Here is a 26,343-nt window from a genome sequence, read left to right as displayed (position 1 = left end):
ACATCGGCTCATCTATCCGCGCGAAGCCCGAAGGTCCTCCGCTTTCACCCTAAGGTCGTATGCGGTATTAGCGTAAGTTTCCCTACGTTATCCCCCACGAAAAGGTAGATTCCGATGTATTCCTCACCCGTCCGCCACTCGCCACCCATGGTATTGCTACCACTGTGCTGCCGTTCGACTTGCATGTGTTAGGCCTGCCGCCAGCGTTCACTCTGAGCCAGGATCAAACTCTTCACTTAAAATTACAGACCCGAAGGTCAATACTTTGATATGCAGAGTTCAAACCAAGCTTACGTATCGCTTGCTTAGCAATTGATTTGTTGCTCTTGATTCGAACGTCTGCAAGATGGACATACTTCCACCTGCAGGCGCCCTCACAAGTTACCTGCGCACACTGTCAAAGAACTTCGGGGCCGGCCTCAGCGCCTTTCCCTTTTCACTTGCGACGTTTCCGTCGTAGCGAGCCGCCCATTATAGCGGACTTTTTCTTTCCGTCAACACCTCATTTCGAGGCGGTTGACGCCGGCTCCACTTCAACCCCGAAGGCTTTCCGCTGAACCGAGCCGCCCATCATAGCGGCTTTTTTGTTGCCGTCAATACCTTTTTGAGGAGGTTTTTGACAACCCCGCCGCGTTGCTGTTGCGTTGCCGCAAGGCGTTGCGTCGGGGGAGGGAAAGTATGGCCGCAAACCCGTCGCTTGGGAAGGGGGTGTGAAAGATTTTTTCACTGCGCCGTCGCACCACATGCCAATGCGATACGCATCACCAGTAAGCACGCAGCTCGCAGCCCAGGCTCTATTACTTAGACCATCAGCACCAACGATGGCGGCACCTGGCCGCCATCGGGCTCAGCCCGAGACCAGACGTACGCGCGCAAAGGTGCGCTTGCCCACCTGCAACACGCCTTCGAATCCGGGCATCAAGCTGTGCTGCGGGTCTTCCACCACCTCGCCCTCCACCCTTACCGCACGCTCCTTGAGCTTGCGGCTGGCTTCGGAATTGCTGGCGGTCAGCCCGGCCGCGGTCAGCAGTGCGGCGATGCGCAGACCTTCGGCCGGCACCGCCACGTCCTGCAGCGGCAATGCGCTGGTGTCGCCCTGCCCGGTCACCACCGCATGCCAGCCGACGATGGCCTGCTCGGCGGCCGCGGCGTCGTGGAAGCGCGCAGTCAGCTCGCGGGCCAGACGCAGCTTCACTTCGCGCGGATGCAATGCGCCGGCCTGCACCTGCCGCTTCAGTTCCTGCGCCTCGTTCAGGCTGATATCGAAGGACAGCAGCTCGATCCAGCGCCACATCAGTTCGTCGCCGATCTTCATGGTCTTGGTGACGATGTCGATCGCCGGCTCGCTGATGCCGATGTAGTTGCCCAGCGACTTGGACATCTTGTTGACCCCGTCCAGGCCCTCCAGCAGCGGCATGGTCAGCACGATCTGCGCCGCCTGCCCGTAATGCTCCTGCAGGCCACGTCCCATCAATAGATTGAACTTCTGATCGGTGCCGCCCAGTTCGACATCGGCCTTCAAGGCCACCGAATCGTAGCCCTGCACCAGCGGATACAGGAACTCGTGGATGGCGATGGACTGCTGCGCGGCATAGCGCTTGGCGAAGTCGTCGCGCTCGAGCATGCGCGCCACCGTGTGCTGGCCGGCCAAGCGGATCATGTCGGCCGCGCTCATCTGCCCGAACCACTCCGAATTGAAGCGCACTTCGGTGCGCTCGCGGTCCAGCACCTTGAACACCTGCTCTTCATAGGTACGCGCGTTGGCGAGCACGTCCTCGCGGGTCAGCGGCTTGCGGGTGACGTTCTTGCCGGTGGGGTCGCCGATCATGCCGGTGAAGTCGCCGATCAGGAATATCACCTGGTGGCCCAGCTGCTGGAACTGACGCATCTTGTTCAGCAACACGGTATGGCCGATGTGCAGGTCGGGCGCGGTCGGGTCGAAGCCGGCTTTCACGCGCAACGGGCGACCGCTGCGCAGCCGCGCTTCCAGCTCTTCGCGCTTGAGGATTTCGTCGGCACCGCGGCCGATCAGGGCAAGAGACTCTTCAATCGTGGACAAAACGGAACTCCGACGGGTTGCCGCCAGGCAACATGAATGACGTTAAGTGCGAGTTAACTGCGCGTCCGACGAAAACCTGAGCCGGTTCAATGGTTTGACGCGCTGTTGATCGATGTTTATGGTAGCCGAGTTTTGAGCTCGCGCTTCGGGCTCATGAGGAAGCCTTGATGCAGAACAGCGAAACCGAACAGGAACGCGCGCGCAAGCAGCGCTTCCAGCAACGTCTCCATGTGCTTCACGACACCGCACTGCATCGACAGCTGACGCAGCATCTCCCCGCCGGCCGCTGGACGCGCCGCCACTGGATCCACGCCAGCCTGTTCGCCACCATCGGCGCGCTGGTGGCCACGATCGTGCCCGGCTTCTCCAATGCGATCGATGTGCCGCTGCAGACCACGCACGCGACCCTGGCGCTGCCGTTGCCGCCGATCTCGCTGGCCCAGCAGCAGGGCGTGGCCGGCGACAGCTGGCAGGTGGTGCGGATCCAGCCCGGGCAGACCCTGGGCGCGGTGTTCGAACAGCTCGACATCCCGGCCACGGTGATGCATCAGGTCCTGGATCACCCGGGCACGCGCGAGGCGCTGACCAAGCTGCGCCCCGGCGCCGAGATCGGCTTCGACCTGCCGGTGGCCGGCAGCCTGCGCGGCATCCGCTTCGACCGCGACGCCACCCACCGCGTGGAACTGTCGCTGCTCGGCGACGACATCCGCGAGAAGGTGACCGAGCGCGAGACCAGCACCCGCACCGCGGTCATCAGCGGCGAAATCAGCAGCTCGCTGTACGTGGCCGCGCGCAAGGCCGGGCTGTCGCCGTCGGCGATCGCGACGATGACCGACGAGATCTTCAAGTACGACATCGACTTCGACAAGGACCTGCAGCCGGGCGACCGCTTCAGCGTGGTGATGGACGAGACCTGGCGCGAAGGCGAGCGCATCGACACCAGCAAGATCCTGGCGGCGACCTTCACCACCCGCGGCAAGACCTACAGCGGCTTCCGCTTCGAGCGCGACGGCAAGCCGGCCGAGTACTTCGACGTCACCGGGCGGCCGCTGAAGAAGAGCTTCATCCGCATGCCGGTGTCCTACAGCCGCATCAGCTCGACCTTCGGCGCGCGCAAGCATCCGGTGCTGGGCACCATGCGCATGCACAAGGGTATCGACTACGCGGCGCCGTCGGGCACGCCGATCATGGCCGCCGGCGATGCGCGGGTGCAGTTCGTCGGTACCCAGCGCGGCTACGGCAACGTGGTGATCCTGGACCACGGCAAGGGCTACAGCACGCTGTACGGGCACATGTCGCGCTTCGGCGGGATCAAGGCCGGCCAGCGCATCAACCAGGGCACGGTGATCGGCTTCGTCGGCATGACCGGCATGGCCACCGGCCCGCACCTGCACTACGAATTCCGCGTGGACGGCGTGCAGCGCAATCCGGCCTCGGTGACGATGCCGCCGCCGACGCCGCTGGCGGGTACCGAGCTGGCCGCGTTCCGTGCGCAGACCTCGCCCGCGCTGGCGCGCATCCAGCGCGTGGAGAAGCTGATCTACGCCGATGCCGCACCGGCGAAGGGCGATGCTCCGGCGAAGAAGAAGAAGGCTGTCGCTTCGGCCAGGTCGGCGCAGTCCAGCGACGCCGGCTGAGCCGCGTACCGGTCCCGCCATGGCGGCGCGGATTGACGCGCCGCCGCACCTCGCCCACGCTGCGACGCTGACGCTGCCTGGTGCCTTGCAATGCCCAATCCGATCGCACGCGATGACGCGGCCCTGTTTCTCGGCCTAATGTCCGGCACCAGCGCCGATGGCATCGATGCCGCGCTGGTGCGCTTCGCCGCCGATGGCCAGGCGCAGCTGCGCCTGGGCCGGACCTATGCCTGGGCGCCGCAGCAGCGCGAGGCGCTGATCGCACTGGGCGAAGGCGGCGACATCGATTCCCTGGACACGCTGGGCCGGCTCGATGCGGAAGTGGCGATCGCCTTCGCCGAGGCCGCGCTGCGCCTGCTCGAGGACGCCGGTGTCGTGCCCGCCGAGGTCCGCGCGATCGGCTCGCACGGGCAGACCGTGCGCCACCGGCCGCTGGCCGAGCCCGCCTTCACCTGGCAACTGGGCGACGGCAACCGCATCGCCGAGCTGACCGGCATCGCCACGGTATGCGATTTCCGCCGCCGCGACGTTGCCGCCGGCGGCCATGGCGCGCCGCTGATGCCGGCCTTCCACGCGGCGATGCTGGGCGCGGCGCACGAGGACCGCGCGGTGCTGAACCTGGGCGGGATCGGCAACCTGACATTGCTGCCGGCGCACGGCAGCGTGCGCGGGTTCGACACCGGCCCGGCCAATGCGCTGCTCGATGCCTGGTGCCAGCGCCATCTGGGCCAGCCCTACGATGCCGGCGGCGCCTTCGCCGCCAGCGGCCAGGTCGACGACGGCCTGCTGCAGCGCCTGCTGGCCGATCCCTGGTTCGCGCTGGCCCCGCCCAAGAGCACCGGGCGCGAGCACTTCCACCTGCGCTGGGTGGACGCGTTGCTGGAGCCGGCCGCGCATCCGGCCGCGGCGGTGCAGGCGACCTTGCTGGAACTGACCGCGGCCACCGTCGCCGATGCGCTGCTGGCGCAGCAGCCGGCCACGCGACAACTGGTGGTGTGCGGCGGCGGCGTACACAACCCGCTGCTGCTGGCGCGGCTGCAGGCGCGCCTGCCGGGCGTACAGGTGCTGTCGACCCAGGCGTGCGGCCTGGATCCGGACTACGTGGAAGCGATGGGCTTCGCCTGGCTGGCACGGCAGACGCTGGCCGGCTTGCCCGGCAATATGCCTTCGGTCAGCGGCGCACGCGGACCGCGCATCCTGGGCGCGATCCACCTGGCCTGACGGCGGCGGCAAGGCTCAGCGCCACGGGCGCCGGTGCGTGGCTCAGAAGCCGGCGCCGGCGGGCAGTTCGCGCAGCGCGGCGATCGCTTCGGACAGGGCATCCACTTCCGGATTCTCGAAGCCGCTGCGTACCTCGTGCTCGCTGGCGAACAGGCCCTGCTCGATCAGGTTGAGCACGGTCTGGTGCTGGGTCCAGCCGCGGGCCACGCCGATGCGGCGGATCCGGTCGACCAGGATGGGGTCGATGTCGCGCAACAGCAGATCGGTCATGCGCACTCCCGAGCGGACGGCGGCGCACCCCATGCGCCGCCCTGCATCATCCGCAAGTCCGGGCGGGCTTTCAATCCGCCGGCGGCGCGGCGGGCGCCGATTGTTCACGGATCCGCGGCCACAGCCAGGCCAGCAGCAGCAGGGTCGGGATCACCGTGAACGCGCTGAGCACGAAGAAGGTGCTGTAGGAGGTAGCCTCGACGATGTAACCCGAGGCGCCGCCGACGAACTTGCCCGGCAGGTTGGCCAGCGACACCAGCAGCGCGTACTGGGTGGCGGTGAAGTTGCGGTCGGTCAGCGACGACATGAAGGCGACCAGCACGGTGCCGGCGAAGCCCTGGAACAGGTTGTCGGCGCTGAGCGCGGCGTAGAACGACCAGATCTGCCCGGGATGCTGGGCCATCAACAGGAACGCCAGGTTCGACAGCGCCACGCCCAGCGCGGCGACGAACAGCATGCGCCGGAAGCCGAACGCCGCCACCGCCAGGCCGCCAGCGAAGGCGCCGGCGATGCCCATCCACACGCCAAACAATTTGGAGACCGTGGCGATGTCGGCCTTGCTGAAGCCCGAATCCAGGTAGAACGGCCCGGACATCACCCCGATCACCTGGTCGGGGAACTTGAACAGGCCCACGAACAGCAACAGCCCCAGCCCCAACGCCAGGCCATTGCTGGTGAAGAAGCTAGAGATCGGCTGCCAGAACGCGCCGACCACGTCGATCTTGCGCACCACCGTGGCCACCGGCACTTCCGGTTCGCGGCACAGCAAGGTGGTGGCGATCGGCAGCAGCATCAGCCCGGCCATCACCAGATAGGCCAGGGTCCAGTCGCCGAACTGGGCCAGGTACAGCGCGCCAGCGCCAGACAGGATCAGGCCGATGCGGTAGCCGAAGGTGTAGGTCGCGGCGAGCGCGGCCTGGGCCGCCGCCGGGGCGATCTCGATCCGGTACGCATCGACCACCGAATCCTGGGTGGCGCCGGCGAAGGAGGCGATCAGCACCCACAGCACCAGGCCGCCGATGCTCAGCTCCGGGCGCATCAGCGCCAGCGCGACCAGGCCGATCGCGACCCCCAACTGCGCCACCAACAGCCACGAGCGGCGCCGGCCCAGAAACGCGACCAGCGGGAACGGATAGCGGTCCAGCAGCGGCGCCCACAGGAACTTGAGCAGGTAGAAGAAGCTGGCCAGACTGATCAAGCCGATGCTGCCCAAGTCCAGGCCGACGTCGCGCAGGCGCGTGGACAGGGTCTGCGAGGCGATCAGCAGGAACGGCAGGCCGCTACCGAAGCCCAGCAGCGCCATCGTCGCCGCCGACGGCGTGGCGAAGGCGCGCTTGATCCCGGCCCAGCCCTTGTAGGACACCGGCGCCGCGGAAGCACCACCGCTCATTCGCGGTAGTCCACCGTGAACGGCGCATGGTCGGAGAAGCGCTGCGCGGTGTAGATCGCGCAGCCCTGCAGGCGTTCGCGCAGCGACGGGGTGACGAACTGGTAGTCGATGCGCCAACCCACGTCGTTGGCGCGCGCCGCGCCGCGATTGCTCCACCAGGTGTAGTCCTGGCCATCGGGGTGCAGCGCGCGGTAGGCGTCGACCCAGCCGCGGCCGCTGGCCGGGTCTGCCTCCTCGGCGCGGTCGGCGCACAGGCCGTTGAGCCAGTCGCGCTCGACCGGCAGGCAGCCGGAATTCTTCTGGTTGGACTTCCAGTTCTTGATGTCCAGCGCCGAGCGCACGATGTTCCAGTCGCCGCACAGCACGTAGTCGCGGCCGCTGTGCAGCCATTCCACCAGGATCGGCCGCAGCCAGTCCATGACCTGGAACTTGTAGCCCTGGCGCAGTTCGCCCGACGAGCCGGAGGGAATGTAGAACGAGACCACGCTCAGGTTGCCGAAGCGCGCTTCCAGGTAGCGACCCTCCTCGTCGAATTCGGGCCAGCCGAGCGCGGTACGCACCTCGTCCGGCTCGCGTTTGCTGTAGATGGCCACGCCGCTGTAGCCCTTCTTGGTGCTGGCATCGCGGAACCAGGCGCGGTAGCCGTCCGGCAGGAACGCCGGCCCGGCCAGCTGATGCTCCTGCGCCTTGGTTTCCTGCACGCACAGCACATCGGCGTGCTGGCTGGAAAACCATTCGAAGAAGCCCTTGGTGGCGGCCGAACGCAGGCCGTTGGCGTTGAAGCTGATGATGCGCATGGATGGAGAGCCGGGATTCGGGATAGGGGGATTGGGGATTCGTGAAAGCGTACCCCATGCGTGGACGCTGCATGGCCGCGACCAGCTATGCTTTCACAAATCCCGTCATCCCCAATCCCGAATCCCGGCATCCCAATGACCGACTACCGGCACCGTTTCCTGCAATTGGCCCTGGATGCGCAGGCGCTGCGCTTCGGCGAGTTCACGCTGAAGTCCGGGCGCATCAGCCCCTATTTCTTCAATGCCGGTCGCTTCGATTCCGGGAGCACGGTGGCGCGCCTGGCGGCGTGCTACGCCGACGCGGCCGACGCCGCCGGTCTCGACTTCGACCTGCTGTTCGGCCCGGCCTACAAGGGTATCCCGCTGGCGACCGCGCTGGCCTGCGAGTACGCGCAGCGCGACCGCGACCTGCCGCTGGCGTTCAACCGCAAGGAAGCCAAGACCCATGGCGAAGGCGGCAGCCTGATCGGCGCGCCGCTGGCCGGGCGCCGGGTGCTGATCGTGGACGACGTGATCACCGCCGGCACCGCGATCCGCGAGGCGCTGGCAATCATCCGCGAGGCCGGCGGCATCCCGGCGGCGATCCTGGTCGCGCTGGACCGCCAGGAGATCGCCGGCGAGCACGACCGGCGCTCGGCGGCGCAAGCGGTGGCGGCGGAAGCGGGGGTTCCTGTGGTGTCGGTCGCGCATCTGGGCGATCTGCTTGCATTCATCGATGGAAACGCCGACCTTGTCGGCTTCCGCGAACCGCTGCTGGCCTACCGGGCACGCTACGGCTGCGATCCGTCAGGCTGACAGCAGGGGGCTGCCATGATGCCGATCCAACCACCATGGGCCCGGGCCGCGTTGCCGGTCCTGCTCGCGCTGATTGCGTTGCCGACCGCGGCGCAGCCGGCGCCATCCAAGAAGCTGTACTGCTGGAATCAGGGCGGGCAGCGGATGTGCAGCGATGCGCTGCCGCCGGAAGCGGTGAACCAGGCGCGCGACGAATTCAACGCCAAGAGCGGGATGCGCAGCGGCGCGGTCGGCCGCGCGCTGAATGCCGAGGAGCGCGCCGCGGCCGCCGCCGATGCCGCCCAGCAGCGCGCCGACCAGGCGGCGCTGGAGACGCGCAAGCGCACCGACCAGGCGATGCTGCTGTCGTTCCAGAGCGAAGAGGAATTGCGCCGGGTGTTCTCCGAGCGCATCGGCATCGTCGACAACAACATCAACACCGCCCGCTACAACGTCAACAGCCTGCGCGAAGGCCTGGTCGGCCTGCTGGCCAACGCCGGCGCGCGCGAACTGGCCGGACAGAAGGTGGCCGGCAAGATCGCCGAGGACGTGCAGCAGCGGCATCGCGCGCTGCTGTGGCAGCTGCGCATGCAGAAGAACTTCGAACAGCAGCGGCTCGGCCTGAACCAGGAAATCGACGACACGCTGCAACGCTACCGTGCGGCGAAGCGGCCCGCGACCGGAACCGCGCCGGCTGCGACGACGAATAGCGGTTAAACGCGACGCGCGCCGGCGGCGGCAACTAGGTCGCCGCGGGAGCGATGTCGGGACTGAAGTCCCTTCCACGTGCACCCAGCGGGTAGGCCGCGAGTCTCTTGTGCGAGCGACTTCAGTCGCGACGAACGAAGCCTGGATGCCCTGCGGTTTCGGATGCTGTCGGGACTGAAGTCCCTCCCACAGTGAACCCAGCGAGTAGGCCGCGAGTCCCTTGTGGGAGCGACTTCAGTCGCGACGAACGAAGCCTGGATGCCCTGCGGTTTCGGATACTGCCGGGACTGAAATCCCTCCACAGTGCACCCAGCAAGTAGGCCGCGCGTCCTTGTGCGAGCGACTTCAGTCGCGACGAACGAAGCCCGGATGCCCTGCGGTTTCGGATGCTGTCGGGACTGAAGTCCCTCCCACAGTGCACCCAGCAAGTAGGCCGCGAGTCCCTTGTGGGAGCGACTTCAGTCGCGACGAACGAAGCCTGGATGCCCTGCGGTTTCGGATGCTGTCGGGACTGAAGTCCCTCCCACAGTGCACCCAGCGAGTAGGCCGCGAGTCCCTTGTGGGAGCGACTTCAGGGCACCTCCAATAACTCCATTCCGAAGCTGCACGCTGCGTGTGTCGATGGCGTGTTCCTTTTTTCTGTCGCGGCTGAAGCCGCTCCTACACATGCGCGCCTTGCTCTTGTAGGAGCGGCTTCAGCCGCGACAGGAGGACGAAGCGGCCGTGATGCCAAGGCGCCATGAAAAACGCGGCCGCAACGCCACCGTCTACCGCCAATGTGCCTTTGCCACTTCATGGCATCTGGAACGTATCGATTCCATGGCATCTCGAACGTCTCTATGCCGGAACCTGCAGGCCGGGCGTGTCGGCGTCTCGCAAGTGCATCGACCTGCTTTCGGGGTTATCAGAAGTGCCCTTCGGTCGCGAAGAGCGCAGCACGGAACCGCCGCGCGCTCGGCAACGCTGCCGGGGACCGACGCCGCTCCGCAAGCATCCGCATGCCGGCGGCGCTACGCCGCCTCGCCCGGCGCGCCGCCGGACGCACACGGCATACGCCTTAGAACCCCATCGCCAGCGACGGCAGCAGCGCCTGCAGCTGGCCGCGGAACAGGTCCTTGATCCGCTCCAGCGCGGCACTGCTGTCGGCCTCGAAGCGCAGCACCAGCACCGGCGTGGTGTTGGACGCGCGCACCAGGCCCCAGCCATCGGCGAAGTCCGCGCGCAGGCCATCGATGGTGAGCAGCCGCCCGCCGGCGAATGCCGAGCCTTCCTGCTGCGCGGCCGCGACCAGCTGCGCGACCAGCGCATGCGCGTCCTGCCCGTCGGCCAGCGGCAGCTTGATCTCCGGCGTGGACACGCTGTCGGGCAGCTCGGCCAGCACCTCGGACGGGCTCTCCTCGCGCTGCGCCAGGATCTCCAGCAGCCGCGCCGCCGCGTACAGGCCGTCGTCGAAACCGTACCAACGCTCCTTGAAGAAGAAGTGGCCGCTCATCTCGCCGGCCAGTTCGGCGTCGGTCTCGCGCATCTTCGCCTTGATCAGCGAATGCCCGGTCTTCCACACCATCGGGCTGCCGCCATTGCGCAGCACGTAGTCCGACAGCTTGCCGGTGCACTTGACGTCATAGATCACCAGCGCGCCGGGATTGCGCTGCAGCACGTCGGCGGCGAACAGCATCAGCAGGCGGTCGGGATAGATCACCGCGCCTTCCTTGGTGACCACGCCGAGCCGGTCGGCATCGCCGTCGAAGGCGATGCCCAGGTCGGCATCGAAGCGCTTCACGGTCTGGATCAGGTCTTCCAGGTTGTGCGGCTCGCTGGGATCGGGGTGATGGTTGGGGAAGGTGCCGTCGACGTCGCAATACAGCGGGATGACCTCCGCGCCGATCGCCTCCAGCAACCGCGGCGCCAGTTCGCCGCCCACGCCGTTGCCGGCATCGGCCACCACCTTGAGCGGGCGATCCAGCTGCACGTCGTCGGCGATGCGCTGGATGTAGTCGTCGCCGACGTCGCGCTGCTCCAGCCGCCCCGGTTCGGCCGCGGTCGGCAGGCGGCCTTCGCTGATCCGCGCGTACAGGTCGGTGATCGCCGCGCCGGACAGCGTCTCGCCGCCGACCACGATCTTGAAACCGTTGTAGTCCGGCGGGTTGTGGCTGCCGGTCACCGCCACACAGCTGCCGGCGCGCAGGTGGAAGCTGGCGAAATACACCACCGGGGTCGGCGCCAGGCCGATGTCGGTGACATGGCAGCCGGCGCGGCGCAGGCCCTCGATCAGCGCCGCCGACAGTTCCGGGCCGGACAGGCGGCCGTCGCGGCCGACCACCACCTCGTTCAAGCCCTGCTCCTGCATCACCGCGCCGATCGCCTGGCCGATCAAGGCGGCGACCTGCGGGCTGAGGTCGCGGCCGACCACGCCGCGGATGTCGTAGGCGCGGAAGATCGCGGCCGGCACGGTCAGTGCGGGAACCACCTTGGCCGGCGCCGTCTCGCCCTCCGGCAATGGCGGCGGCGGTGGCGGTTCCCGATGCTGCAGGCTCTGCCGCAGGGTGGGTTCCTGCTCGGTCGCCGCGGCGGCGGCCTTGGCGCGGCGCGGCTGCGGCAGGCGGCCACGCGCGGCCAGCAGCACCGCCAGCGCCAAAAAGCCGAGCAGGCCGGCGACGATCAGGCATGGCAGCGCGTCCAGGCCGAGCGGGCCGATCTCGGCGTCGGGCAAGGCCGCGACCACCCGCAGCCCGGTCGTGCCGACCGGCCGCGACAATGCATCGCCATGGTCGGCCAGGCCTGCATCGCCGGCGCCGATCACGTCGTAGCTGCCCTGGCGCAGCGCCAGATAGCCGCTGGCCGGGACCGCGGCCTGCGCCACCGGCGCGGTCAGCACGCGCAGCGGCAGGCGCAGATAGGCCACGCCGGCGCCCGTGTCCAGGGTCACCGGGGCGGCCAAGCCCAAGCGCGCCCCGCCGCCATCGCGCACCACCGCGCTGGCGACCGCGTTGGTCAGCAACGCCTTTTCCAGCAGCGCCAGGCGGCCATAGCCGAAGCCGCCCGCATCGGCGTAGCCGGCATTCAGATCGCCCGGCAGCACCAGGGCGTCTTCCGCATCCTTCCAGCCCTCGCGCACCGCTTGCGCGGCCGTCGTCGCGTCGCCGCGCGCCAGGGCGGCCTGCACCGCGGGTTGCTGCAGTTGCGCGACGAAGCGCTTGGCGACCGCCGCCAGCGCCTGCGAGGTCTGCGCCACCGCGGCGTCGCGCGCCTGCTGCAGCGCCGTGGCGCTCTGTTCATGGCGCCATTGCTGCGCGCCGCTCCAGCCGAACCAGCCGGCCAGTGCGGCCAGCAGCAGCGCCAGCAGCGGCGCCGCCTTGCGCAAACCCTCCGGCGCCGGCGGCCGTTGTGTTGCCTCGCTCATGCAGACGATCCCCTGTCAGCGCACTCCGGTATGGCCGAATCCACCCGTTCCCCTGGCGCTGTCGGCGAAAGTATCCACCACCTGCAGGGCAACGCGCACGACCGGCATCACCACCAGCTGCGCGATGCGGTCGCCGGGGGCGACCGTGAACGGCTCGCGGCCCCGGTTCCAGACGCTGATCAGCAGCGGGCCCTGGTAGTCGGCATCGATCAGGCCGGTGCCGTTGCCGAGCACGATGCCGTGGCGATGGCCCAGCCCGGAGCGCGGCAAGACCACCGCGCACAGCTGCGGATCGGCGATGTAGATGGACAGCCCGCTGGGAATCAGCGCGGTATCGCCCGGCGCCAGGGTCAGCGGCGCCTCGGTGGCCGCGCGCAGATCGAGCCCGGCGCTGGCTTCGGTGGCGTAGTCCGGCAGCGGCCAGCTGTCGCCGAAGCGCGGATCGAGCAGCTTGACCTGCAGCGGGTATGGCGTGGGGGTGGTCATGCGTGCAGTCGCTCCGCGATCAGGGCCAGCAGTTGTTCGGCCAGTTGCGCCTTGGACACGGCCGGGAAGCTGCGCGCGCCCTGTTGCCAGTAGGCGGTGGCGGCATTCTGGTCGCTCTCGAAGCCGTTGCCGGCCACCCCCACCTGGTTGGCGATGATCAGGTCCAGGTGCTTGTCGTTGAGTTTGCCACGCGCATAGCGTTCGATGTCGTGAGTCTCGGCGGCGAAACCGACCACCAGTTTCAACGCCTGGGTCTGCGCGGCGACCTCGGCCAGGATGTCCGGGGTGCGCACCAGTTCCAGGGTCAGCACCTCGCCGCTCTTCTTGATCTTCTGCGCGGCGACCTGCTTGGGCGTGTAGTCGGCGACCGCGGCGGTGCCGATGTAGATGTCGGCCGGCAACGCGCCGAGCACCGCGGCGCGCATCTGCGCGGCCGAGCGCACGTCGATGCGCTGCACGCCGTCGGGCGTGGGCAGGTGCACCGGGCCGCTGACCAGCACCACCGACGCGCCCTGCCGCGCCGCGGCGGCGGCCAGGGCGTAACCCATCTTGCCGCTGCTGCGGTTGCCGAGGTAGCGCACCGGGTCCAGGTCCTCGTAGGTCGGCCCGGCGCTGATCAGCAGGCGCAGGCCGTGCAGCGGACCGCCACCGGTGGTGGCCGCGACCGGCGCAGGCGCCGCCAGAGGGGCCGCGACGGCGGCCGCTGCGCGGCCATCGCCCAGCGCGGCGACGATCTCTTCCGGCTCGGCCAGGCGTCCGGGACCGGACTCGCCCTCGGCCAGCGGGCCGTCGTTCGGCCCGACCACGCTGGCGCCGCGTTGGCGCAGCGTGGCGACATTGGCCTGGGTGGCAGGGTGCAGCCACATGCGGTGGTTCATCGCCGGGCACACGGTCAGCGGCGCGTCGGTGGCCAGGCACAGCGTGGTCACCAGGTCGTCGGCCAGGCCATGGGCCAGCCGCGCCAGCAGGTCGGCGGTGGCCGGGGCCACCACCACGCGATCGGCCCAGCGCGCCAGCTCCAGATGGCCCATCGCCTGCTCGGCGGCGCTGTCCCACAGGCTGGTGCGGGTCGGGTGCGCGGACAGCGCCTGGAAGCTCAGCGGCGTGACGAACTGCTGCGCGCCGGCGGTCATCGCCACCTGCACCTCGGCACCCGCCGCGCGCAGCCGTCGCACCAGCTCCAGCGCCTTGTAGGCAGCGATGCCGCCGCCTACGCACAACAGCACACGCCGCCCCTGCAGGGGCCCCTCGAAAGTACCGGTCACGTCGGGAATGTCCTACCCATGCAAGAACGATTAGCTTACCCGATGGCCCTTTGCGGCCCTGATACCGTTGCGCCATATCGCCCGCCAATCTGGCGATATGCACATCAACGACTGGCCCGACACCGAACGTCCAAGGGAAAAGCTGCTGGCGCACGGTCCCGGCGCGCTCTCCGACGCCGAACTGCTGGCGATCTTCCTCGGCTCCGGCCTGCCCGGCAGCGACGCAGTGCGGACCTCGCGCGACCTGCTGAAGCGGCACGGACCGCTGCGCATGCTGCTGGACCGCCCGCCACGCGAATTGGTGCGCCTGCCGGGACTCGGCCCGGCGCGGGCCTGCAAGCTGTCGGCGGCGCTGGAGCTGGCCAAGCGCCACCTGGCCGCCGAGCTGGAGCGCGGCACCACCCTGACCGATCCGGGGGCGGCCGGCCGCTACTTCGCGCAGCGGCTGCGGGCATGGCCGCACGAGGTGTTCGCGGTGCTGTTCCTGGACACCAAGCACCGCTCGCTGGCGTTCGAAGAACTGTCCCATGGTACCCTGGACGGCGCCGAGGTGCATCCGCGCGAAGTGGTGCGGCGCGCGCTGGCGCACAACGCGGCCGCGGTGATCATCGGCCACAACCATCCCTCGGGAAATTCGGAACCCTCGCCCGCCGACCGCGCCGTCACCCACCGCCTGAAACAGGCGCTGGGCCTGGTGGACATCCGCTTGCTGGACCATTTCATCGTCGGCGACGGGGCGCCGGTGTCGATGGCTGCGCGCGGGTGGGCCTGAGCCGGATTCCGGGAGCCGTGGCAGCGTGGCGGCGGCGTTGCGCATCGCCAATGCCCCGCCATCGGCCGACGGCCTGAGGTCGGGCTGAACCCGGCACGGGCCGGGAGGCGGCGGGTCGGGTAAAATCGCCGGTTCCGCGCTTCAAGCAGAGATCACGTGAAATCCCAACTCCGCGCCCTGATCGGTCAAGGCATCGAAGCCTTGCGCGCCAACGGCACCCTGCCGGCCGACACCCTGCCGCCGGACTTCGTGGTCGAACGGCCCAAGACCCGCGAGCACGGCGACTTCGCCACCAACGCCGCGATGCTGCTGGCCAAGGCCGCGCGCGGCAATCCGCGCGCCCTGGCCCAGCAACTGGTCGCCGCGCTGCCGGCCAGCGACGAAGTGACCCGGGTCGAGATCGCCGGCCCCGGCTTCATCAACTTCCACCTCAGCCCCAGCGCCTACCAGCGCGAAGTGCTCGCGGTGATCAAGCAGGGCGAGGACTACGGCCGCAGCCTGGTCGGCAATGGCCGCACCGTGGGCGTGGAATACGTCTCGGCCAATCCGACCGGCCCGCTGCACGTGGGTCACGGCCGTGCTGCGGCGATCGGCGACTGCCTGGCGCGGCTGCTCGAGGCCAACGGCTGGAACGCCAAGCGCGAGTTCTACTACAACGACGGCGGCGGCCAGATCGAGAATCTGGCGCGCTCGGTGCAGGCGCGCGCGCAGGGCAAGACCCCCGACAGCCCCGACTGGCCGGAAGAAGGCTACCGCGGCGACTACATCCAGGACGTGGCCGATGCCTATCTGGCCGGCGCCGCGGTGGACCTGGAAGGCCACGTGGTCACCGGCGCCAAGGACCCGCAGGACCTGGAAGCGATCCGCCGCTTCGCCGTGGCCTACCTGCGCAACGAGCAGAACCACGACCTGGCCGCATTCGGCGTGGACTTCGACATCTACTTCCTGGAAAGCTCGCTGTACCGCGACGGCAAGGTCGAGGAGGCGGTGCAGAAGCTGGTCGCCTCCGGCCACACCTACGAGGAAGGCGGCGCGCTGTGGCTGAAATCGACCGATTTCGGCGACGACAAGGACCGCGTGATGCGCAAGTCCGACGGCAGCTACACCTATTTCGTGCCGGACGTGGCCTATCACCTGAGCAAGTGGCAGCGCGGCTACGTGCGCGCGATCACCGAACTGGGCGCCGACCACCACGGCTCGCTGGCACGGGTGCGCGCCGGCCTGCAGGCGATGGACCTGGGCATCCCCAAGGGCTGGCCCGAGTACGTGCTGCACCAGATGGTCACGGTGATGCGCGGCGGCGAGGAAGTGAAGCTGTCCAAGCGCGCCGGCAGCTACCTGACCCTGCGCGACCTGATCGAGGAAGCCGGCCGCGATGCCACGCGCTGGTTCCTGATCGCGCGCAAGCCCGATTCGCAGCTGACCTTCGACATCGACCTGGCGCGCCAGCAGAGCAACGACAATCCGGTGTTCTACGTGCAGTACGCGCATGCCCGGGTGTGCAGCCTGCTGCGCCAGGCGCAGGAGAAGAAACTGGACTACGACCAGGCCGATGGCCTGGGCCAGCTGAACCGGCTGAACGATGCGACCTCGCTGGAACTGATGCTGGAACTCTCGCGCTACCCGGAAGTGGTGGAGAATGCGGGGCATGTGCTGGAGCCGCACCTGATCGCGCAATACCTGCGCGAACTGGCGACTGCGTTCCACACCTGGTACCACGGCACTCCGGTGCTGGTGGACGATGCGAGCGAGCGCAACGCCAAGTTGACCCTGGCCGTGGCGGCGCAGCAAGTGCTGGCCAACGGCCTGAACCTCCTGGGCGTGTCCGCCCCGGAAAAAATGTGAGTGGAGAAGCGGTAGATGGCAGCACGACGCGGTAAGACGCAGGCGCGGCGCAACAGCGGCAACGGCACGCCCGGATGGGTGTGGCTGATCGCCGGCGTGGCGATCGCGGCAGTGGTATTCCTGGCAGCGCCGGGCCTGTTCAAGAAGGACGGCGACGGCTTCCTGCGCGTGGGCGGCCCACGCGCCAACCCGGATGCGCAACCGGCACCGGTGGCCGATGCCGATGTGGACGCGGCGCCGGAACTGCCCAAACCGGCAGCGGCGGCGGCCGGCAGCACCAAGCCCGAGGCCAAGAAGGACGCGCAGACCCAGTACGACTTCTACACCCTGCTGCCCGGCAAGGAAGTGCAGATGTCCGACGCCGAACTGGCCGCCAGCGCACGCGCCGAGGCCAACCGCCAGGCGCGCGCGCCGCAGCCGGCCGCCGCCACACCGGCGACGGCAACCGCGGCCGCCACCGCGCCGGCAACGACGGCGGCAGCGTCCAACCCCACCCCGTTGCCCGAAACGGCCGCAGCGAGCGTCCCCGCCAACACGGTCGCCACGGCGACCAAGCCGGCCCCGGCAGCGACCGCGCCCGCGGCAACCGCCGCCGCCGCGCCGGACAACGCCCGCTACATCCTGCAGGCCGGCTCGTTCGGCGCCTCCGGCGATGCCGAGTCGACCAAGGCCAAGCTGGCGATGCTGGGCCTGTCGGCGCGCGTGGAATCGGCGCAGATCAGCGGCAAGACCGTGTACCGCGTGCGCATGGGGCCGTACGGCACCGCCAGCGAACTGGCCGCAGCCAAGCAGAAGCTGACCGGCAGCGGGCTGCCGGCGATCGCGATCAAGGCGCAGTGAGGCGGGGAGTCGGGAATCGAGAATCGGGAATAGGGAGAAGCGACTTCTCCTGCCTCCTTGCGACTGGTCTGCACAGGCCAGTCGTTTAATTTTCTGTGTCAGTCGAGCGAGCGCGGCTGATGGCGGCCCGGCTGCGACAATCAGCAGGCGCAACGGTGCCTGCTTTCGCTTTCGCTTTTCCTATTCCCGATTCCCCACTCCCTATTCCCCGCCCCTAGCCACCTGAAAGCCGGCGAAGGACTGCGTCACCGGCATGATTTCCAGCCGATTGATGTTCAGATGCGGCGGCAGCGTGGCGACCCAGAAGATCTGCTCGGCGATATCCTCGGCGGTCATCGGCTGCGCGCCGTGGTAGAGCTTGTCCGACGCGCCTTGGTCGCCATGGGTCCGCACCAGGGTGAACTCGGTCTCGGCCATGCCCGGCTCGATCGCGGTCACGCGCACGCCGGTGCCGTGCAGATCCGAACGCAGGCCCAGCGAGAACTGGCTGACGAAGGCCTTGGTGCCGCCGTAGGCATTACCGCCCGGATACGGGTACAGCGCGGCCACCGAACTGATGTTGACGATCGCGCCACGGCGCTGGATCAGCGTGGGCAGCAGGCGATGGGTCAGGGTCACCAGCGCGGTGATGTTGGTATCGATCATCGTGCGCCAGTCGTCCAGCGACGCGGCCTGCGCCGGTGCGGTGCCCTGCGCCAGGCCGGCATTGTTGACCAGCAGGTCGATGCCGCGGAACGCGTCGGGCAGCGCCGCCAGCATCGCATCCAGCGCCGCTTCGTCGCGGATGTCGAATGCCGCCACGTGCACGCGCTCGGCGCCGAACTCGGCCAACAGCGGCTGCAGCCGCTCGGCGCGGCGGCCGGTGGCAATCACGCGCCAACCGGCGTCGACGAAGCGGCGCACGGCGGCGGCGCCGAAACCGGAGGTGGCACCGGTGATCAGGGCGGTCTTGGTCATGGGAGGCCGGGAATGGGAAGTGGGGGGAACCGGGAATGGTAAAAGCAAAAGCGCAACGCCGGGACCCGTTAGCTCAGTGATCGCGTGCTGGCATGGACACGTGGCCCACGGCATAGGCTTGACCTGCGTCCGGCGACGGCGGCGGCAGATCGCGCCAGAGTCGCAGTCGCAGCAGGTTCCAGCCATGCGGCTCATAGGCGCTCACTGTGGCTAGCGCGCCTGCGGCAAGATCGTCCCTCGCCCGCGCGGTTTCGCGCTCGCCCAGCGTTTCGAGCTCGTCGGTATCGGGAATCGCGACGATCTCGCGCCGGGCGTAGCGGGCGCTGCGCAGGTCCGCATGCAGATGCGCGGCGCATACCGTCCACAATTGCACCGCAGGCCGTCCGAACGACGCGGTCAGCGCGCGGAACGCGGCGCCGGCAAGGAAATCGCGCATCGCCTCGGCGTCGCGCCACAGGTAGAACGGCGCATACAGATTGTTGCGGCTGGACAGCGCGCGATCGCCGCGATCGGCGCTGAGATAGGCCTTGAACACCAGCCCCGGTAGATCGTCCAGCAACGGCCCCTTGTCGGCGATGCGGCGCCGGATGATGGCCATGTCGTAGTCGGCCGGCAACGCGATGCCGTACTGCATGGCGATCATGCGTCGGCCTCCGCTGCGGTGATCCCGGCGCGGCCGCCGCCGAAGGACCAGTCCTGCGCCTGCGTGGTGACGATATTGACCATCACGTCTTCCGGCGCGATGCCCGGCGCGATCGCCAGCAGCTCCACCAGGCGCCGGTAGAACGCGCGCTTGCACGCCTCGCTGCGCGGCCGCCCGGCCGTGATCGCGATCAGCACGAAGGCGTCCGAGCGCGGTCCGCCGAGATAGTGGCGATCGAACACCAGTTCGCCCGGCTCGTGCTGGTGGATGACCTGGAAGCAATCGCCGGCCGGCACTTCGAACGCTTCATGCATGGCCTGATAGACGCTGGCGGACAAGGCGCGCAGATAGTCCGGGGGAGCGCCGCGATGCAGCGAAATACGGGCGTAGGGCATGGGATGTCTCCTGTTTGGGAATCAGATGGCCGACGCGGTCGCGGCGCGCAGCAGCGGCAGCGCCGAGGCGGCGCACGGCCAGCCCGCGTAGAACGCCAGATGGGTGATCGCTTCGGCCAGTTCGTCGCGGCCCAGGCCGTTGTCCAGCGCGCGGCTCAGATGGAACGGCAACTGCTGCGGTCGGTACAGCGCGACCAGCGCCGCGACCGTGACCAGGCTGCGCTCGCGCGGCGACAGCAGCGGGCGCTGCCACAGGTCGGCGAACAGCACGTCATCGGTCAGTTGCGCGAACTTCGGCGCGATGTCGGCGAACGCGGAAGCACCAGATGGAGGCAGGTGGGGCATGGGCGTCTCGCGCTGGAGATTGACTGCGCACAGCCTAGCCACCGAAGATGTTCCTGAAAATCGGGAAATTCAGCATCCAATCTTCGATAAAACAGGATCGATAGCATGCGTCGCGTCACCTTCGATCTCGATGCGCTGCGCAGCTTCGTCGCTGGCGTCGAACTGGGCAGCTTCGCCAAGGCGGCGGACCGGCACGGGCGTTCCACCTCGGCGATCAGCGCGCAGCTGAAGAAACTGGAAGCCCAGGCCGGCCACGCGCTGCTGCGCCGCAGCGGCCGCGGACTGGCGCTGACCGACGCCGGCGAGGTGTTGCTGGCTTACGCAAGGCGCCTGCTGGACCTCAACGACGAAGCCACCGGCGCGCTGCACGGCTCCGCCCTGCAGGGTTGGGTGCGGCTCGGACTGCAGGAGGATTTCGGCGAGCACATGCTGCCCGACGTGCTGGGCCGCTTCGCCCGCGCCCATCCGAAGGTGCGCATCGAAGCGCGCATCGCGCGCCATCAGGAACTGCTGGCCCGGGTCGACGCCGGCCAGCTGGACCTCGCGCTGGTCTGGGATGCAGGGACCGCGACCGCGCATCGCGCGCCGCAGGCCGCCTGGCCGATGCGCTGGATCGCCGCGGCCCAGGCACCGCTTCCGGACCCGAGCGGCTGGCATAGCGAGACGCCACTGCCGCTGGTGATGCTGGAGGCGCCCTGCCTGTTGCGCACGGCGGCGACCACGGCGCTGGACCGCGCCGGCATCCCGTGGCGGATCGCCTTCACCAGCGCCAGCCTGGGCGGCGTGTGGGCCGCGGTGCGCGCCGGCCTGGGCCTGACCCTGCGCACGCCGGCCGGCTTGCCGGACGCGCTGGCGCTGCTGCCGCCAGGAGCCGGCGGCCTGCCGACGCTGCCGGCGCTGGGCTTGAACCTGCATCGTGCCGACGCGGAACCGGCGCCGGCGGTGGCACGTCTGGCGGAGATCCTGCAGCAGCGCCTACACGAGGCGCGCATGGCCTACGCCGATCCGGAGTGAGGCGGCCGCACGCGGAACAGCGCCCGACGTCTCCCCACACCATGCGCTGCGTCGCCCTAGGCAGCAGCCGGCACGTCGGCGCGCGGACGCTGCAGGCGTTCGCGCAGCCGCAGGAACGGCCGTTCCACCGCGTAGTGCAGCAGCGCGGCGGCCAGCAGCGCCATCGCCGCATAGAGCGCGAACGCGAGCAGCCCGCGCCCGTCGAGTGCGGCGCCAAACCAGCTCTGGGTGAGATGGAACACAGCCTTGTGCGACAGGTACAGGCTGTACGAGACCGCCGCCAGCCACCCCGCCCCAGGTACTGCGCGCCGGCCGATCCAGCTGCGCGTGGAGGCGCCGGCGACCGTCAGCAGCGCCAGTCCCAGCGACAGCACCGGCCAGCCGATCGCGTTGCCGAGCAGGCCGGTACGCTCGCGGAACAGCCACATCGCCAGCGCACACACCGCCACCCCGGCCAGCAACAGTGCGTTGGCATGCGCCTGCAGCCACTGCCAGCGCTGCGGGCGGAACACCTTGATCGCGGCCAGCACCACCCCGGCCAGCAAGCCGTCCAGCCGGTTCCAGGTCGGATAGTAGATGTCCTCGATGAACCAGTTGCGTTGCAGTCCGTCGCCGATGCGGTCGAGCGCGCTGTCGTGCAACCAGGTCGCCGTGCGCAGCGCGATCCCGGCCAGCACCACGGCGCCGCACAACGCGACGAAACGCGGCGCCGACGACCGCCGCATCGACAGCGCCGCCAGCAGCGGGAACACCAGGTAGAAATGCTCCTCCACGCACAGCGACCAGGCATGCGAGAACGCCTGCTGGTTGGCGTAGTCGATGCCCAGGTTCAAGGTGAAGCTGGCGAACATCCACCACGGCGCGATGCCCGGCGCTTCGCGGAAACCGGGCCAGGCCAGGTACAGCGCCAGCACCACGGCGAAGGCCGGCAGGATGCGGAACGCGCGACGCAGGTAGAAATCGCCGAAACGCAGCGGTTCGCCGCGCGCCAGCGGCGCCAGCACCTGCCCGCCGATCAGGAAGCCGCTGAGCACGAAGAACAGGTCCACGCCCATCCAGCCATAGCGCGACAGCCAGGCCCAGTCCGGCCCCAGGCCGCCGACCACGAACGAATGGAACAGCATCACCCACACGATCGCCAGCGCGCGCAGCAAATCCAGTCCGGGGTAGCGCATGCGGCCGGCATCCTTTCACGGCAGGGAACGTGGCGCCATTCTAGGGCCGCCGCTGTCGTGTGCGAAGCGCGCAAGCACGTCGATGGGAGAAGCGCGTTGCCCGTGCCCGGGCGACGACGCGACCCCAGGCGCACGCAACAGCGACGCGACCCGTTCGGGGAATGGAGGATGGAGAACCCTTGTGAGGCCGCTGACACTCAACAGTAGAGGTGGCGGCCGCGGCACCGTCGCAGACGTTATCAGCGGCATCGGCGGCGGGCCGGCACCGCGCAGCGCGGGCAGGCCGACATGCGCCGGCCGCCACTGCATGTCCGGCCGATCAGCCCAGCGGTTCGTCCGACAGGTAGGTGTAGCCGGTCAGCCCCGCTTCCAGTGCCGCCGACAAGGCCTGCGCCTGCGCGGCCGGCAGCTGCGCGGCGGCCACGCGTTCGGCATAGGCCGCGCGCAGGTCGGCCAGTGCATAACCGACGTAGTCCAGCATCACGTCGGTGGTGTCGCCGCGGCGCTGCTGCGCGATGCGGTAGCCGTCGCCGTCGGCGCTGACCTCGATCGCATCGGTGTCGCCGAACAGGTTGTGGATGTCGCCGAGGATTTCCTGGTAGGCGCCGACCAGGAAGAAGCCGATCCGGTAGCTCTCGCCCGGGCGCAGTTCGTGCAGCGGCAGCGAGCTGTCCAGGCTTTCGTTCTCGACGTAGGTCTTGACCATGCCGTCGGAATCGCAGGTCATGTCGCAGATCACCCCGCGCCGCGCCGGCGCCTCGTTCAGGCGTTCGATCGGCACGATCGGGAACACCTGGTCGATCGCCCACACGTCGGGGATCGATTCGAACACGCTGAAGTTGACGAAATACTTGTCCACCAGCCGCTCGTTGAGCTCGTCCAGCACCGGGCGGTGGCTCTTTTCCTCATGGCTCAGGCGCGCGCGCACGCCGTGCGCGATGGCGTAGAACAGATCGTCGATACGCGCACGCTGCGGCAGATCGATCTGGCCCAGCGCGTAGCTGGACAGGCCTTCGGCATGGAAATGCTGCGCTTCCTGGAACAGCTCCACTGCCGGGCGCACGTCCAGTTCGTCGTGGATCTCGCGCAGGTGGCGGATCGCCGCCGGCTCGTCGGCATGCGCGTCGGGCACGCGCCCTTCCGGCGCCTGCTCCACTTCCGAGACGTTGGCGATCAGCACCGCGTGGTGCGCGGTCATCGCACGGCCGCACTCGGTGACGATGCGCGGCGGCGGCAGGCCGTGTTCTTCGCAGGCGTTGGCCAGCGGCTGCACGATGTTGCTGGCGTAGGAATGCAGGCCGTAGTTGATCGAGCAGTAGCTGCGCGAACGGGTGCCTTCGTAATCGATGCCCAGGCCGCCGCCGACGTCGACGTGGCTGATTTTGGCGCCCAGCTTGGACAGCTCGACGAAATAGCGGGTGGCCTCGCGCATGCCGTTGGCGATGTCGCGCACGTTGGAGATCTGCGAGCCCATGTGGAAGTGCAGCAGGTTCAGCGACTCGGCGTATTCGGTGTCGCGCAGCGCCTTCCACAGGTCCAGCACCTGCCGCGGCGACAGCCCGAACTTGGCCTTGTCGCCACCGCTGTTCTGCCACTTGCCCGCGCCCAGCGAGGCCAGGCGCATGCGCACGCCCAGGCCCGGCTTGACGTCCAGCGCGCGCGCCTCCTCCAGCACCAGCTTCAGCTCCGACGGCTTCTCGATGACGATGAAGGTCTGCAGGCCGAGCTTGCGCCCGATCAGCGCCAGGCGGATGTATTCGCGGTCCTTGTAGCCGTTGCAGACGATCAGTCCGCCCGGCCGTGACAGCGCCAGCACCGCCATCAGTTCCGGCTTGCTGCCCGCTTCCAGGCCGAAGCCCTCGCCCTGGTGGCTGGCCAGGGTGCCGGCCACGCCGCGGTGCTGATTGACCTTGATCGGGTACACCGCGGTATAGCCGCCGGCGTAGTCCCAGTCGGCCTGGGCCTGGGCGAAGGCCGACTGCAGCTTGCCCAGGCGCTCGCCGAGGATGTCCGGGAAGCGCACCAGCATCGGCAGCTTGGCGCCGGCCGCGCGCGCGGCATCCACCACCTCCGGCAGCGCGATCGCCACGCCGTCGGCGCCTTGCGGGCGCACCACCACCCGCCCGGCCGGATCCACGTCGAAATACCCATCGGCCCAGTGCGGGATCGAATAGGTCTTGCGGGCTTGGTCGAGGGACCAATCGCTCATCGTGGCGGCTCGGCGGGGAAAAGGGGCGTGGATTGTAACGCCTGCTACGCGTGGGCTCCGTTACAATCCGCGCCGTTCCGACGCCCTTGGCTCCTGTGGAGCCAGGCCGGGCTTGCGGGCGCCTGGCGCGGTCTGGCTGCACGAGGCTGCGCCCTACCCTCATCCGGAGAGGGTGTGGTGACAGCATCGCGCGGCTCGGCTGCACGGGGCTGCGCCCGACCCTCATCCGGCGCTTCGCGCCACCTTCTCCCGGAGGGAGAAGGAAACGCTGCTTCTTTCTTGCTTTCCTAGGACATCTGCATGAGCGCCAACGACAACTGGTACATCGAACACTTCCAGCCCACCGGCTCGGCCATCGGCTATCGCATCACCGGCAAGCTGGACGAGGTGCAGTCGCCGTTCCAGAAGATCGAGATCTACGACACCACCGACTGGGGCAAGCTGATGGTGATCGACGGCGCGGTGATGCTGACCACGCGCGACAACTTCTTCTACCACGAGATGATCAGCCACCCGGCGCTGTTCACCCATGCCGCGCCCAAGCGCGTGGTGATCATCGGCGGCGGCGACTGCGGCACCCTGCGCGAAGTGCTCAAGCACCCGGGCGTGGAGAGCGCCACCCAGTGCGACATCGACGAGCAGGTCACGCGCATGGCCGAGAAGTACTTCCCGGAGCTGTGCGAATCCAATGCCGATCCGCGCGCCGAACTGCTGTTCGACGACGGCATCGCCTACATGGCCAACTGCCCGGCGGGCAGCGTGGACATCGTCATCGTCGATTCCACCGATCCGGTCGGCCCGGCCGAAGGCCTGTTCAACAAGGCGTTCTACGCCAGCTGCTTCAAGGCGCTGAAGGACGACGGCATCTTGGTGCAGCAGTCCGAATCGCCGCTGGCATTGCTGGATCTGATCAAGGAAATGCGCACCGAGATGGGCAAGGCCGGCTTCGCCAGCTTCCACACCGTGCCGTTCCCGCAGCCGTGCTATCCGACCGGCTGGTGGAGCGTGACCCTGGCGCGCAAGTCCGGCGGCTTCGACTTCCGCCAAGCCGATGCCGCGGCCAAGCCGTTCGCTACGCGCTACTACAGCGCGCACCTGCACACCGGCACCCAGGTGCTGCCGCCGTTCGTGGCCGAGGCGCTGGGCGGGTAAGTACCAGGCCGGCGCCGACGAGGTCGGCGCCGGTCGTGCCCGCGCACAAGGGACGCGGTGGCCGGCAAGCCGCGACGCCGGCGCATACTGTCTGTCCGCTCGCTCACATGCAGCGCCGCGAACATGCCTGCCAATCTCTCCCGCCTCTGGACCCTGTGCGCGTTGGCGGCGATGGCCTTCGTCGCCGCCTGCATCGCGCACGAGGCGGTCGGCCACGGCCTGACCTGCCTCGGCACGGGCGGCACCGTCACCTTGCTCAGCTCCGTGTACTTCCACTGCCAGCCGGGTCATCCGTTCGTCGATGCCGCCGGCCCGGTGAGCAATCTCTGCGTCGCCGCGGTGTTCGGCGCCGCCGCGCACCGCAGCCGGCACGCCACGGCGCGTACGGTATGCGCGCTGGTCGCCGCATTCAACGGCCTGTGGGGCGCGGGCTACCTGATCTTCTCCGCACTCACCGACACCGGCGACCTGGCGTTCGTCGTGCGCGATCTCGCGCTGCGGCCAGCATGGGTATGGCGCCTGGGCATGGGCCTGGCCGGCCTCTTGCTCTACGGCATCGTCCTGCGCAGCGTCGCCCCCTGCCTGCCGAAAGGCAGACCACTGCTCGCCGCGTATTGCGCGGCGGGCGGCGTGGCGTGCGCCAGCGTGCTGTTCTATCCCGGCGCGGTGTTGCCCGCGCTCAAGGACGCCGCGCAGGAAAGCCTGCTGGCGCCGCTCGGCCTGCTGTTCGTCGCGCTCTCCCGGCGCGCGTCGCCGGTGTTGCCGCCCGCCTCCAGCCGAATCATCGTGCTCGCCGGCGCGATCGTCGTGCTCGCCTTTTGGCTGACCCTTGGCCGCGGCTATGCCGCTGCGTGATGCATGGTCGAGGTCGCGCATGCCGACGATAGCGCGCGGCCCGACCGACATGCCCGGGATGATGATTTTTCCTCCGGCCAACGCTGTGTTCGACAAGACCTTTACGCCAGGCTGAAAGCGGTCGCATCGCCCAG

The 26,343-nt window shown here is 68.8% G+C and carries 23 protein-coding genes and 1 rRNA gene (1 of these 24 only partly in view); 10 read left to right on the top strand and 14 right to left on the bottom strand.

All coding sequences use genetic code 11. The features are described 5' to 3' along the window. Nucleotides 1-239, bottom strand: a 16S ribosomal RNA gene (locus tag AB3X08_RS02445) (it extends 1,306 nt beyond the left edge of the window). A 608-nt stretch (nucleotides 240-847) separates the two neighbouring features. Next, on the bottom strand, nucleotides 848-2,059 hold the full coding sequence (gene tyrS, locus AB3X08_RS02440) for a tyrosine--tRNA ligase (RefSeq protein WP_369936003.1): 1,212 nt from the start codon (nucleotides 2,057-2,059) through the stop codon (nucleotides 848-850). A 167-nt stretch (nucleotides 2,060-2,226) separates the two neighbouring features. On the opposite strand from tyrS, the gene AB3X08_RS02435 reads away from it, so the two are divergent. Further along, nucleotides 2,227-3,696 (top strand): peptidoglycan DD-metalloendopeptidase family protein, encoded by a 1,470-nt coding sequence (locus AB3X08_RS02435; protein ID WP_369936002.1) that lies wholly within the window; start codon nucleotides 2,227-2,229, stop codon nucleotides 3,694-3,696. Between the two features lie 90 nt (nucleotides 3,697-3,786). Then, nucleotides 3,787-4,917: an anhydro-N-acetylmuramic acid kinase gene (locus AB3X08_RS02430; protein ID WP_369936001.1), complete on the top strand. Its 1,131-nt coding sequence runs from the start codon at nucleotides 3,787-3,789 to the stop codon at nucleotides 4,915-4,917. A 42-nt stretch (nucleotides 4,918-4,959) separates the two neighbouring features. Here the strand turns inward: AB3X08_RS02430 and AB3X08_RS02425 are convergent, their stop codons facing one another. From AB3X08_RS02425 to AB3X08_RS02415, 3 genes are all read right to left on the bottom strand, one after another. After that, on the bottom strand, nucleotides 4,960-5,187 hold the full coding sequence (locus AB3X08_RS02425; RefSeq protein ID WP_369936000.1) for a hypothetical protein: 228 nt from the start codon (nucleotides 5,185-5,187) through the stop codon (nucleotides 4,960-4,962). Nucleotides 5,188-5,257: 70 nt separating this feature from the next. Continuing rightward, nucleotides 5,258-6,577 (bottom strand): AmpG family muropeptide MFS transporter, encoded by a 1,320-nt coding sequence (locus AB3X08_RS02420; RefSeq protein ID WP_369935998.1) that lies wholly within the window; start codon nucleotides 6,575-6,577, stop codon nucleotides 5,258-5,260. Then, nucleotides 6,574-7,374: an exodeoxyribonuclease III gene (locus AB3X08_RS02415; RefSeq protein WP_369935997.1), complete on the bottom strand. Its 801-nt coding sequence runs from the start codon at nucleotides 7,372-7,374 to the stop codon at nucleotides 6,574-6,576. The genes AB3X08_RS02420 and AB3X08_RS02415 overlap by 4 nt, the downstream gene beginning before the upstream one ends. A 135-nt stretch (nucleotides 7,375-7,509) precedes the next feature. Between AB3X08_RS02415 and pyrE the strand changes: the two genes are divergently transcribed. Both pyrE and AB3X08_RS02405 read left to right on the top strand, forming a co-directional pair. Next, nucleotides 7,510-8,169 (top strand): orotate phosphoribosyltransferase, encoded by a 660-nt coding sequence (gene pyrE / locus AB3X08_RS02410; protein WP_369935996.1) that lies wholly within the window; start codon nucleotides 7,510-7,512, stop codon nucleotides 8,167-8,169. Nucleotides 8,170-8,184: 15 nt separating this feature from the next. Further along, nucleotides 8,185-8,865 (top strand): hypothetical protein, encoded by a 681-nt coding sequence (locus AB3X08_RS02405; RefSeq protein WP_369935995.1) that lies wholly within the window; start codon nucleotides 8,185-8,187, stop codon nucleotides 8,863-8,865. 1,048 nt (nucleotides 8,866-9,913) lie between these two features. Here AB3X08_RS02405 and AB3X08_RS02400 read toward each other — a convergent pair. Genes AB3X08_RS02400 through coaBC form a run of 3 tightly spaced genes read right to left on the bottom strand, consistent with a single transcriptional unit; the run spans nucleotide 9,914 to nucleotide 14,007 of the window. Continuing rightward, nucleotides 9,914-12,256 carry a phosphomannomutase/phosphoglucomutase gene (locus tag AB3X08_RS02400; protein ID WP_369935994.1) on the bottom strand — a complete coding sequence of 781 codons (2,343 nt, stop codon included), beginning with the start codon at nucleotides 12,254-12,256 and terminating at the stop codon, nucleotides 9,914-9,916. Between the two features lie 15 nt (nucleotides 12,257-12,271). Continuing rightward, nucleotides 12,272-12,742 carry a dUTP diphosphatase gene (gene dut, locus AB3X08_RS02395; protein WP_369935993.1) on the bottom strand — a complete coding sequence of 157 codons (471 nt, stop codon included), beginning with the start codon at nucleotides 12,740-12,742 and terminating at the stop codon, nucleotides 12,272-12,274. Further along, complete coding sequence (gene coaBC / locus AB3X08_RS02390) at nucleotides 12,739-14,007, bottom strand: bifunctional phosphopantothenoylcysteine decarboxylase/phosphopantothenate--cysteine ligase CoaBC (protein WP_369935992.1); 1,269 nt, start codon at nucleotides 14,005-14,007, stop codon at nucleotides 12,739-12,741. The genes dut and coaBC overlap by 4 nt, the downstream gene beginning before the upstream one ends. A 97-nt stretch (nucleotides 14,008-14,104) precedes the next feature. Between coaBC and radC the strand changes: the two genes are divergently transcribed. The 3 genes from radC to AB3X08_RS02375 all read left to right on the top strand — a co-directional run bounded on the left by radC (nucleotide 14,105) and on the right by AB3X08_RS02375 (nucleotide 17,464). Further along, complete coding sequence (radC, locus tag AB3X08_RS02385) at nucleotides 14,105-14,779, top strand: RadC family protein (protein WP_369935991.1); 675 nt, start codon at nucleotides 14,105-14,107, stop codon at nucleotides 14,777-14,779. A gap of 156 nt (nucleotides 14,780-14,935) precedes the next feature. Then, entirely contained in the window at nucleotides 14,936-16,624 is a 1,689-nt protein-coding gene (gene argS / locus AB3X08_RS02380; RefSeq protein ID WP_369935990.1) for an arginine--tRNA ligase, read from the top strand. Nucleotides 16,625-16,639: 15 nt separating this feature from the next. Further along, entirely contained in the window at nucleotides 16,640-17,464 is an 825-nt protein-coding gene (locus tag AB3X08_RS02375; RefSeq protein WP_369935989.1) for an SPOR domain-containing protein, read from the top strand. Nucleotides 17,465-17,665: 201 nt separating this feature from the next. Here the strand turns inward: AB3X08_RS02375 and AB3X08_RS02370 are convergent, their stop codons facing one another. The 4 genes from AB3X08_RS02370 to AB3X08_RS02355 all read right to left on the bottom strand — a co-directional run bounded on the left by AB3X08_RS02370 (nucleotide 17,666) and on the right by AB3X08_RS02355 (nucleotide 19,804). After that, nucleotides 17,666-18,421, bottom strand: a complete 756-nt coding sequence (locus AB3X08_RS02370) for an SDR family NAD(P)-dependent oxidoreductase (protein WP_369935988.1) — start codon at nucleotides 18,419-18,421, stop codon at nucleotides 17,666-17,668. A 73-nt stretch (nucleotides 18,422-18,494) separates the two neighbouring features. Then, nucleotides 18,495-19,064 (bottom strand): DUF4865 family protein, encoded by a 570-nt coding sequence (locus tag AB3X08_RS02365; protein WP_369935986.1) that lies wholly within the window; start codon nucleotides 19,062-19,064, stop codon nucleotides 18,495-18,497. Continuing rightward, nucleotides 19,061-19,459: a tautomerase family protein gene (locus AB3X08_RS02360; RefSeq protein WP_369935985.1), complete on the bottom strand. Its 399-nt coding sequence runs from the start codon at nucleotides 19,457-19,459 to the stop codon at nucleotides 19,061-19,063. The genes AB3X08_RS02365 and AB3X08_RS02360 overlap by 4 nt, the downstream gene beginning before the upstream one ends. A 21-nt stretch (nucleotides 19,460-19,480) precedes the next feature. Then, nucleotides 19,481-19,804: a carboxymuconolactone decarboxylase family protein gene (locus AB3X08_RS02355; protein ID WP_369935983.1), complete on the bottom strand. Its 324-nt coding sequence runs from the start codon at nucleotides 19,802-19,804 to the stop codon at nucleotides 19,481-19,483. Nucleotides 19,805-19,909: 105 nt separating this feature from the next. Here AB3X08_RS02355 and AB3X08_RS02350 point away from each other — a divergent pair, with 105 nt between their 5' ends. Further along, on the top strand, nucleotides 19,910-20,818 hold the full coding sequence (locus tag AB3X08_RS02350) for a LysR substrate-binding domain-containing protein (protein WP_369935981.1): 909 nt from the start codon (nucleotides 19,910-19,912) through the stop codon (nucleotides 20,816-20,818). A gap of 56 nt (nucleotides 20,819-20,874) precedes the next feature. On the opposite strand, the gene AB3X08_RS02345 is transcribed toward AB3X08_RS02350, so the two are convergent. Continuing rightward, nucleotides 20,875-21,993, bottom strand: coding sequence for an acyltransferase family protein (locus AB3X08_RS02345; protein ID WP_369935979.1), 1,119 nt, complete (start codon nucleotides 21,991-21,993; stop codon nucleotides 20,875-20,877). Between the two features lie 319 nt (nucleotides 21,994-22,312). Next, complete coding sequence (speA, locus tag AB3X08_RS02340; protein ID WP_369935978.1) at nucleotides 22,313-24,202, bottom strand: arginine decarboxylase; 1,890 nt, start codon at nucleotides 24,200-24,202, stop codon at nucleotides 22,313-22,315. Nucleotides 24,203-24,502: 300 nt separating this feature from the next. On the opposite strand from speA, the gene speE reads away from it, so the two are divergent. Further along, complete coding sequence (speE, locus tag AB3X08_RS02335) at nucleotides 24,503-25,354, top strand: polyamine aminopropyltransferase (protein ID WP_369935976.1); 852 nt, start codon at nucleotides 24,503-24,505, stop codon at nucleotides 25,352-25,354. 123 nt (nucleotides 25,355-25,477) lie between these two features. After that, nucleotides 25,478-26,209 (top strand): hypothetical protein, encoded by a 732-nt coding sequence (locus AB3X08_RS02330; protein ID WP_369935975.1) that lies wholly within the window; start codon nucleotides 25,478-25,480, stop codon nucleotides 26,207-26,209. Nucleotides 26,210-26,343 lie beyond the last annotated feature (134 nt).

The organism is Xanthomonas sp. DAR 34887, from assembly GCF_041245805.1.
GTDB classification, from domain to species: Bacteria; Pseudomonadota; Gammaproteobacteria; order Xanthomonadales; family Xanthomonadaceae; genus Xanthomonas_A; species Xanthomonas_A tesorieronis.
The sequence above is the reverse complement of the archived record's forward strand: the minus strand, read 5'-3'. Positions and strand labels throughout refer to the sequence as shown.